Annotated in this window: 6 protein-coding genes; 2 read left to right on the top strand and 4 right to left on the bottom strand. The window is 73.7% G+C overall.

Going from position 1 to position 9197, the window contains the following annotated elements; translation table 11 throughout:
- Window positions 1-73: 73 nt before the first annotated feature.
- Together AB8A24_RS38225 and AB8A24_RS38220 are read right to left on the bottom strand one after the other, a co-directional pair.
- The gene (locus AB8A24_RS38225) at window positions 74-808 is read right to left on the bottom strand and encodes a 3'-5' exonuclease (protein ID WP_266384586.1); all 735 of its coding nucleotides are present in this window, start codon (window positions 806-808) and stop codon (window positions 74-76) included.
- A gap of 130 nt (window positions 809-938) precedes the next feature.
- Window positions 939-2216 carry an SAV2148 family HEPN domain-containing protein gene (locus AB8A24_RS38220; RefSeq protein WP_328961110.1) on the bottom strand — a complete coding sequence of 426 codons (1278 nt, stop codon included), beginning with the start codon at window positions 2214-2216 and terminating at the stop codon, window positions 939-941.
- Between the two features lie 286 nt (window positions 2217-2502).
- Between AB8A24_RS38220 and glgX the strand changes: the two genes are divergently transcribed.
- The gene (gene glgX / locus AB8A24_RS38215) at window positions 2503-4617 is read left to right on the top strand and encodes a glycogen debranching protein GlgX (protein ID WP_030719969.1); all 2115 of its coding nucleotides are present in this window, start codon (window positions 2503-2505) and stop codon (window positions 4615-4617) included.
- Here the strand turns inward: glgX and AB8A24_RS38210 are convergent.
- Window positions 4602-5891, bottom strand: coding sequence for an MFS transporter (locus AB8A24_RS38210; RefSeq protein WP_328961111.1), 1290 nt, complete (start codon window positions 5889-5891; stop codon window positions 4602-4604). The two genes, glgX and AB8A24_RS38210, sit on opposite strands and share 16 nt — an antisense overlap.
- Window positions 5892-5973: 82 nt before the next feature.
- Here AB8A24_RS38210 and treY point away from each other — a divergent pair, with 82 nt between their 5' ends.
- Window positions 5974-8253: a malto-oligosyltrehalose synthase gene (treY, locus tag AB8A24_RS38205; RefSeq protein ID WP_328961112.1), complete on the top strand. Its 2280-nt coding sequence runs from the start codon at window positions 5974-5976 to the stop codon at window positions 8251-8253.
- Between the two features lie 27 nt (window positions 8254-8280).
- Here treY and AB8A24_RS38200 read toward each other — a convergent pair whose 3' ends face one another.
- Window positions 8281-9189 (bottom strand): LysR family transcriptional regulator, encoded by a 909-nt coding sequence (locus tag AB8A24_RS38200; RefSeq protein ID WP_328961113.1) that lies wholly within the window; start codon window positions 9187-9189, stop codon window positions 8281-8283.
- Between the last annotated feature and the right edge of the window lie 8 nt (window positions 9190-9197).

Below are 9197 nucleotides of genomic sequence, written 5' to 3'. Positions count from 1 at the left end.
CTCGGTTGCCCCGGCAGTGCGGCGAGGCGCGGTGCCGGGCGGCGCGGACCCGACAAGATCCGAAAGAGACGGCCTAGGCGGGTCCGGCCTGCGCCGGGATCAGGCCGCGCAGCGGCCAGGCCTCGTCGATCACCGCGTCCGGGGTGCCCTGGCGGCGCAGGTACGACTGGAAGTCGCGGGCCCAGCGGGCGTGCCAGGTGCTCTGCCGCGCGTGCAGGTCGGCCGGGCTGAGCCCCGCCACCTCCGGATGCCGCTCGGCTATCGCGCGGGCCACCTGGACCGCGGCCAGCGCGTCGGCCCCGGCGTCGTGCGCGTCGTCGAGGGTGACCCCGTACACCCCGCAGACCGCCTCCAGGGTCCGCTTGCCCCGCCGGTAGCGGTCCACGGCCCGGTCGATGGTCAGCGGGTCCACCACCGGTCCGGTCTGTGCCCCGCCCAGCCGGTCGGCCAGCGACGGCAGCCCGTGCCGGGCCAGTTCGGCGCTCAGCAGGGTCAGGTCGAAGGCCGCGTTGTACGCGACCACCACCGCGCCCGTGCGCCAGTGCCCGACCAGGGCCTCGGCGACCTCGTCCGCGACCTCCCGCACCGGGCGTCCCTCGGCGACCGCGCGCTCCGTGCTGATCCCGTGGATCGCCGACGCCCCTTCCGGGATCGGTATCCCCGGGTCCGCGAGCCAGCCGCGCCGCTCGCGCACCGCTCCGCCCCGCACCTCGACCAGGGCCGCCGTCACGATCCGCGACTCCCCCGGCTCCGTGCCGGTCGTCTCCAGGTCGAATCCGATCAGCACACCGCCGTGCCAGTCCCCCATGCCGTGCCAGTCCTCCACCCCGTGCCCCTCCCCCGTACACCTTCGGTCAACGGGTTTCAGCCTGCCACGGGGCACTGACAGCCAGGCCGCCGGGGGCGCGCCGGGGCCGCCGGGGCCGCCGGGCCTTGTGTCAGGACACCGGCCGGGAGTCCTCCCACATCGACTCGAACTCTTCCCGGTACGTCGTGAACAGCCCGTGCTCGGCGTCCTTCGGCACCCCGCGCCCGCCGCCGCGCAGCACCAGGACCGGGGACTCCATGCCGCGTGCCCGTCGTAGGTAGGACTGGACCACCGCGATGCCCGAGGACTGCCCCTCCACCAGGTAGGCGGTGAACCGCGGGGTCTCGTCGAAGACGTGGATCTCGAAGCGGGAGGGGTCCCGCAGTCCCGCCCGGACCCGGCGGACGTGCAGGATGTTCATCTCGACCGAGCGGCTCAGCTCGCCCTTGCGCAGTCCCAGTTCCCGCTCGCGCCGCTTCACGGCGCTGCTCGCCGGGTTCAGGAACAGCAGCCGCACCCGGCAGCCGGCCTCCGTGAGCCGGACGAGTCTTCGGCCCGAGAAGTTCTGGACCAGCAGGTTGAGCCCTATGCCGATGGCGTCGAGCCGTCGCGCGCCGCCGAAGAGGTCCTCGGCCGGGAGCTGGCGCTGCAGCCGTACCCGGTCGGGGTGGACCGAGATGACGTCCGCGTACCGGTCGCCCACCAGGTCCTCGACGGCGTCGATCGGCAGCCGCTCCGCCGACGGGCTGCCGGAGACCCCGCCCAGGACCTCCAGGAGGCGCGCCGAGGCCCGCTCCGCCTGTTCCAGCACGGGCCGGGACAGGGCCCGGTTGCGGGAGACGACGTTGCGGGTGACCTCCAGCTCGTCCAGGGCCAGCTCGATCTCGCGCCGGTCGTCGAAGTACGGCTCGAAGCACGGCCAGTGCTGGACCATCAGCTCGCGCAGCTGGGGCAGGGTCAGGAAGCTCAGCACGTTGTCGTCGGCCGAGTCGAGCAGGTAGCCCTTGCGCCGGCTGACCTCGCGCACGGCGACGGCCCGCTGCACCCATTCCTGCCCGGCGGGCCCGGCCGCCGCCACGACCCAGTCGTCGGTGCCGTGCACCGGTTCGTAGATCGGCCGGAGCACCGCCCCGACCACCGCGCGCAAGCGCTGTTCGATGAGATTCAGCCAGATGTACGCACGGCCGGCCCGCTGTGCCCGGGTCCGGACCTCGCTCCAGGCCTCCGCGCCCCAGTCCAGCTCCACGCCGGTCCCCGCGTTCCCGGCCTCGGCCGGTCCGCCCGCCAGGGAGACCGCCCCGGCCGGGATCCCCGCGGGTGTCCCGCCGGGGACACCCCCTGGGGCGTCCGCCGGGCCACCCTCGTGACTGCTGTCACCAGGGGGCAGCTCCAGACCTCCCGAGCTCACCCGTGCACCGCCTTCTGCGTCTGGACGCCCGTCTCCAGTGATCACGGAAGGGTACTCCGCGCGCGCGGCCCGGTGCAGCCCGACGGCCCTTACCGCGGCCGTCCGTTGACCCATTATCCGATGCCCACACAGTCCGCTGACCCGCATATCAGGTCTGCGGGTCACCCAATAGGACCCCTGCCAAGTCCGCGCTTGCGGCCCCTCTTTCGGGGAAGATCTGGCAGGGACGTGGTCCATGCCGGGTCGGCCGGGACATCTTCGGGCAACGAGGGAAGAGTCGTTATCTATGCAGGTCTGGCCGGGACAGGCGTATCCGCTGGGTGCCACGTACGACGGCGCCGGCACCAACTTCGCGGTCTACTCGGAGGCAGCCCGACGCATCGAGCTGTGCCTCCTGCACGACGACGGGTCGGAATCCGCCGTGGAGCTGCGCGAGACGGACGCCTTCGTCCGTCACGCGTACCTGCCCGGCGTGATGCCGGGCCAGCGCTACGGATTCCGCGTGCACGGACCGTACGAGCCCGAGCGCGGGCGGCGCTGCAACGCGGCGAAGCTGCTGCTGGACCCGTACGCCCGGGCCATCAGCGGCCGGGTCAGCTGGAACGAGGCGGTGTACGGCTACCACTTCGGCCGGCCGGACTCGCGCAACGACCTGGACTCCGCCCCGCACACGATGAGCTCGGTGGTGGTGAATCCGTACTTCGACTGGGCCAACGACCGGCCGCCGCGTCACGAGTACCACCACACCGTGCTGTACGAGGCCCACGTCAAGGGTCTGACCATGCACCATCCGGACCTTCCCGAGGAGCTGCGCGGCACCTACGGGGCGCTGGCGCACCCGGCGGTCATCGGCCACCTCACCAAGCTCGGGGTGACGGCGCTGGAGCTGATGCCGGTCCACCAGTTCGTCAACGACCACCGGTTGGTCAACGACGGGCTGAGCAATTACTGGGGCTACAACACCATCGGCTTCTTCGCCCCGCACAACGGCTACGCGTCGGGCGACCGCGGCCAGCAGGTGCTGGAGTTCAAGTCGGCGGTCCGGGCCCTGCACGAGGCCGGCATCGAGGTGATCCTCGACGTGGTCTACAACCACACCGCGGAGGGGAACCACCTGGGCCCGACGCTGTCCTTCCGGGGGCTCGACAACGCCTCGTACTACCGGCTGGCGGACGATCCGCGGCACTACATGGACACCACCGGCACCGGGAACTCGCTGCTGATGCGCTCCCCGCACGTGCTCCAGCTGATCATGGACTCGCTGCGGTACTGGGTCACCGAGATGCACGTGGACGGCTTCCGCTTCGACCTGGCGGCGACGCTAGCCCGCCAGTTCCACGAGGTGGACCGGCTGTCGTCGTTCTTCGACCTGGTCCAGCAGGATCCGGTGGTCAGCCAGGTGAAGCTGATCGCGGAGCCCTGGGACCTGGGCGAGGGCGGCTACCAGGTGGGCAACTTCCCGCCGCTGTGGACCGAGTGGAACGGCAAGTACCGGGACACCGTACGGGACCTGTGGCGCGGGCAGCCGCGCACGCTCGCGGAGTTCGCGGGGCGGCTGACGGGATCCTCGGACCTGTACCAGGACGACGGGCGGCGGCCGCTGGCGTCGATCAACTTCACCACCTGCCACGACGGTTTCACCCTGAACGACCTGGTCTCGTACGACGAGAAGCACAACGAGGCCAACCGGGAGGGCAATCGGGACGGCGAGACCCACAACCGCTCCTGGAACTGCGGGGTGGAGGGGCCGACCGAGGATCCGGAGATCCTGGAGTTGCGCGAACGTCAGATGCGCAACTTCACGGCCACCCTGATGCTGTCGCAGGGGGTGCCGATGCTCAGCCACGGCGACGAGTTCGGGCGGACCCAGCAGGGCAACAACAACGCCTACTGCCAGGACAACGAGCTGTCGTGGGTGCGCTGGCCGGAGCCCGGCAAACCGGCGCCGTCGCTGCTGGAGTTCACCCGGCGGATGGTGTGGCTGCGGCGCGACCATCCGGTCTTCCGGCGGCGCCGGTTCTTCCACGGGCGGCCGGTGGAGGGCACGCACGACGAGCTGTCCGACATCGCCTGGTTCACCCCGCACGGGGAGGAGATGCGGGCGCGGGACTGGCAGGCCCAGCACGCGAAGGCGCTGACCGTCTTCCTCAACGGGGAGGCGATCTCCGAGCCGGGCACCCGTGGGGAGCGGATCACCGACGACTCGTTCCTGCTGATGTTCAACGCGGGCGCGGAGTCACAGGACTTCACCGTTCCGGCGGGGCACGGCGCGCAGTGGCGGCTGGTGGTGGACACGGCGCGGGCGGACGTACTGCCACCCGGCACCGGGCCGCAGTACGCGGCAGGTGACCGGGTGGCGCTGACGGGGCGGTGCCTGGTGGTGCTTCAGCGCCCGGCGTAGGCGACGCCGCTCCCGTCCGTCGCCGGGGAGGAGCCGGTCCGCGGGCCCGGGACGCGCGCCTCGGTGGTGTGCGTCCGGGCGGCGGGCACCGTGGTGACGAGGGCGAGGAGCAGGCAGAGCGCGGCGGCCCCGACGGCCACGGCGAAGGCCCCGGCGGGCCCGTACGCCTCGGCGAGGCGCCCGCAGGCGACGAGTGCCGTGGCCTGCCCGGCCACCAGGCAGCTGGCGGCGAAGGCCATCGCGGTGGAGAGCCGGGCCGGTTCCACGGCCCGCTCGGTGAGCGCGAACGCGGTGATCAGGTGGGGTGCGTAGGCCGCGCCCAGCACGGTGACGACGGCGTACAGCGGCCACAGGCTGTCGGTGAACAGCAGCGGCGTCGAGAGCACCAGGGCCGCTCCCGTGGCCACCCGCCAGCGCAGCCGCAGCCCGAAGCGAGCGGGCAACCCGCCGAGCGAGATGCCGACGACCGCGCTGACGACGCCCATGGCGGAGTAGACGACGGCGGCCTGGTCCGGGACGCCGAGCCGGATGGTGAGCGCGGTGATGCCCGCCTGGCAGGCGCCGAACATCGCGCCCTGGAGGGCGAGGGAGCCGCGTACGGCGTGGACCACTCCGGGCGACCGGACCCGACTGCCCGGGACCCGGTCCGGGGCCGGCGACCCGGCCGTGACGGCGGCGGTCGGGTGCAGCGCGTAGATGGTGCCGAAGACGGCGACGAGGCCGGCCGCGCCGGCGAGGGCGACGGCCGGGTGCGCGAGGAGCGCGGCGAGTCCGACGAGGGCGGGTCCGAAGACGAAGGAGACCTCGTCCAGGGTGCCTTCGAGCGCGTGGACGGCGCCGACGACGCTCTCGTCGGACTCGGCCCGGTGGGCCAGGGCCACCGAGCGGGTGCGGGCGAGCGGTCCGATGAGCGGTACGGAGGCGCCGGTGAGGGCGCCGATCGCGGCGAGCGGGACGGTGGCCAGGTGGGTGAGCGCCCCGGCGACGAGGGCGGCGGTGGCCACGGCGTTGACGGCGGCGGCGGCCAGGACGACGGGGCGCTGCCCGTGGCGGTCGGCGAGCCGGCCGAGTACGGGTCCGAAGAGGACCTGCCCGATGGAGAGGGTGCCGCCGACCGTGCCCGCGGTGGCGAGGGATCCGCTGGTCTGGGCGACCAGCAGGAAGCTGCCGAACTGGGACATCGCGACGGGCAGTCGGGCGAGGAAAGAGACGAGCGGAAGTAGGGGCCCGGTCAGGGCGATGACTTTTCGATACGTGCTGACGGTTCCAACCACTTGATCGACATTAACCCGGCGCAGTCACTCGGATGCATTGGGTAATGGCACGGAATCCGGCAGGTTGGGTACGTACGTTCTCATGAGCCAGCCGCACGCGACCCCCGAATCGGAATCTGACGTTCCGACACCAGTCACTCCGACGTCGACCTACCGCCTCCAGCTGCGCCCCGAGTTCCCCTTCGCGGCGGCCGAGGCGGCCGTACCGTACATCGCCTCGCTCGGCGTGTCGCACCTGCACCTCTCCCCGGTCCTGGAGGCGGCGCCCGGTTCCACCCACGGCTACGACGTCACCGACCACTCCCGCGTGCGGGCCGAGCTCGGCGGCGAGGTGGGCCTGCGGGCCCTGGCCGGGACCGCCCGGGCGCACGGACTCGGCCTGGTCCTCGACATCGTGCCCAACCACATGGCGGTACCGACCCCGCTGCGGCTGAACCGGCCGCTGTGGGAGGTGCTGCGGGACGGCCCCGCCTCGCCGTACGCCCGCTGGTTCGACATCGATTGGGAGGCGGGCGGCGGGCAGGTGCTGCTGCCGGTGCTGGCCGGGCCGGTGGAGTCCTGCGAGCTGGAGGTCGACGGCGAGGTGCTGCGGTACGGGGAGCAGCGGTTCCCGCTGCGGGAGGGGACCTCGGGGCTGGCGCTGCCCGAGCTGCTCGCCGCGCAGTGGTACCGGCCGGCCTGGTGGCGCGAGGCCCGCACCGCCCTCAACTACCGCCGCTTCTTCACCATTTCGGAGCTGATCGGGGTCCGCGTGGAGGACCCGGAGGTGTTCACCGCCACCCATGCGAAGGTGCTGGAGCTGGTCCGGGACGGGGTCGCGGAGGGCTTGCGGATCGACCACGTGGACGGTCTGGCGGACCCGGAGGAGTACCTGCGACGGCTGCGGGCGGCGGCCGGCGACGGCTGCTGGGTGGTGGTCGAGAAGATCCTGGCCCGTGAGGAGCGGCTGCCGTCCGCCTGGCCGGTGGCGGGAACCACCGGCTACGACGCCCTGCACCGGGTGGACGGGGTGTTCACCGACCCCGAGGGAGCCGCGGAACTGGCGGCCCGGTACGGGGAGACCACCGGGCTGCCGCACTGGCCGGAGGCGGCCCGGGCGTCCGCGCGGGAGGTGCTGACCGGCGACCTGGCCGCCGAGCTGGGCGCGCTGGAACGGCAGGCCGGACCGGAACTGGCCGCGGCCGTGCGGGAGTTGTTGATCGCGTTTCCGGTCTACCGGCCGTACCCCGGCGAGCCGGAACTGCCGCCGCGGGCCCTGGAACAGGCGGCCGCTGCGGCCGGTCCCGGCGCGGTGGCCGCCGTACGCGAGCTGCTGCTGCGGGATCCGGCCTTCGCCGCCCGCTTCGCCCAGACCTCGGCGGCCCTGCGCGCCAAGTCCCTCGAGGACCGGGCCTTCTACCGGTACGCACCGCTGCTGTCGGCCACCGAGGTCGGCGGGGAGCCGGGGCGGCCGGCGGTGTCGGCCGCGGAGTTCCACGCGTACTGCGCCGCCCTCGCCGAGGAGTGGCCCGCGGCCGGGACCGTCCTGTCCACGCACGACACCAAACGCAGTGCGGACGTCCGGGCCCGGATCGCGGCGCTGTCCCAGGCGCCGGAGCTGATGGGCCGCCCCGAAGGGCCCGACCCCCAGCTGGCCTGGGTGGCCCGGCAGACCGCGCTGGGGCTCGGCCGGGTACCCGAGGCCGGCCCCCGGCTGGCCGACGCCCTGCTGAAGGCGGTCCGCGAGGCGGCCCTGCACACCAGCTGGACCGAGCCGGACGAGGCGTACGAGGCGGGTGTGGCCGGGTACGTCCGGGACCCGCTCGACCTCCCGGCGGAGCTGGCCGGGGCGGCCCGGGCGAACCTCCTCGGCATGACCCTGCTGCACCTGGCGATGCCGGGGGTCCCGGAGGTCTACCAGGGCGCGGAGACGGAGTACCGGGCGCTGGTGGACCCCGACAATCGGCGTCCGGCCCACTTCCCCCGCCGCGCCCTGGCCCGGCTGGACGGCGGGTCCGCCCCCGAGGACGCGGCCGAGGAGAAGCTCGGGCTCACGGCCACCCTGCTGCGGCTGCGCCGGGACCGGCCGGAGCTGTTCCGGGGCTACGCGCCGGTACCGGCCAAAGGCCCGGCCGCCGATCATCTGCTGGCCTTCACCCGGGCCCCCGGGCTGCTGGTGGCGGCCACCCGGCTGTCCCACCGGCTGGCCGCGTCGGGCGGCTGGCGGGACACCCACCTGCACCTGCCTCCCGGCACCTGGACCCGCCTCGCCCCCTCCACCCCGCTCTCCCCGTCCGGGGACCACGCCGTGTCGCACAGCGGTTCGGCCGAGGTGGCGGCCCTGCTGGACGGCCACCCGGTGGGTGTCTGGCTGCGCCGGTGATCCGGCGGCGCCGGGGCGGCCCGCCGCTCAGTGCGGCGGCGCGCCCGGGGCCGTACCCGGCGCGGGCCGGGCGCCGATCAGCTCCGCGAAGGCGGCCGCGGCACCGGTCAGCGGGACCCGGGAGAAGACCGCCAGGGGCCGGTGCCACGGCGGGTCGAGGGAGAGCAGTACGCAGTCCTCGCCGACGGCGCCGCGGACCATGTGGGCCGGGGCCATGACGACTCCCACCCCGGCGGCCGCCATCCGTACGGCCGTCGAGGTGTGCTCCGTACGCAGCACCGTGTGCGGGGTGAAGCCGAGCGCCCCGCAGGCCCGGTCGAGGACGAGGACACCGTCCACCAACGGTTCCATCGCGCAGCGGATCCAGTCACGGTGGGCGAGTTCGGCGAGACCGACGGTCCCGCGGCCGGCCAGCGGATCGTCGAAGGGGACGACGATGACCAGCTCCTCCCGACCGATCCGCAGCAGCGGCCCCGACCAGCCGGCGGGCTCCGGGCCCACCGCGAGGTCGGCCACGCCCCGTTCCAGCTGCTCCTCCAGCGCCTCGGTGCTGCCGTACTCCCGCAGCACCAGGGACACCCCCGGGTGCAGGGACCGCCAGCGGGCGGCGACGGCCGGGAGCAGGCCGACGGCCAGCGCGTGCACGGTGGCGATGTGCAGTTCGCCACCGGCCACCCCGGCGGCGGCGCGGGCGGCCCGTTCGGCCTGACGGGCGCTACGGACGGCGAGTTGCGCGTGCGGGAGGAAGGCGCGGCCCATGGGAGTGAGCCGGACCCCACGCGGCATCCGCTCCAACAGCGCGCCGCCCACGGACCGTTCCAGGGCCTTGACCTGGTGGGACAGGGCGGGCTGCGTGACGTGCAGACCGTCTGCGGCGCGGGTGAAGGAGGACTCCTCCACGACGGCCAGGAAGTACTCCATCTGGCGCAGGCTCATGACCGCGA

The sequence above is a fragment of the Streptomyces sp. BF23-19 genome (genome assembly GCF_041106355.1).
Lineage (GTDB): Bacteria > Actinomycetota > Actinomycetes > Streptomycetales > Streptomycetaceae > Streptomyces > Streptomyces virginiae_A.
This window is presented reverse-complemented; position numbering and strand designations above follow the sequence as displayed.

Excerpts from the sequence above, each read along its gene's own strand:
- AB8A24_RS38200 (WP_328961113.1), bottom strand. The coding sequence starts at position 9,189 with ATGAGCCTGCGCCAGATGGAGTACTTCCTGGCCGTCGTGGAGGAGTCC.
- treY (WP_328961112.1), top strand. The coding sequence starts at position 5,974 with ATGAGCCAGCCGCACGCGACCCCCGAATCGGAATCTGACGTTCCGACA.
- glgX (WP_030719969.1), top strand. The coding sequence starts at position 2,503 with ATGCAGGTCTGGCCGGGACAGGCGTATCCGCTGGGTGCCACGTACGAC.
- AB8A24_RS38225 (WP_266384586.1), bottom strand. The coding sequence starts at position 808 with ATGGGGGACTGGCACGGCGGTGTGCTGATCGGATTCGACCTGGAGACG.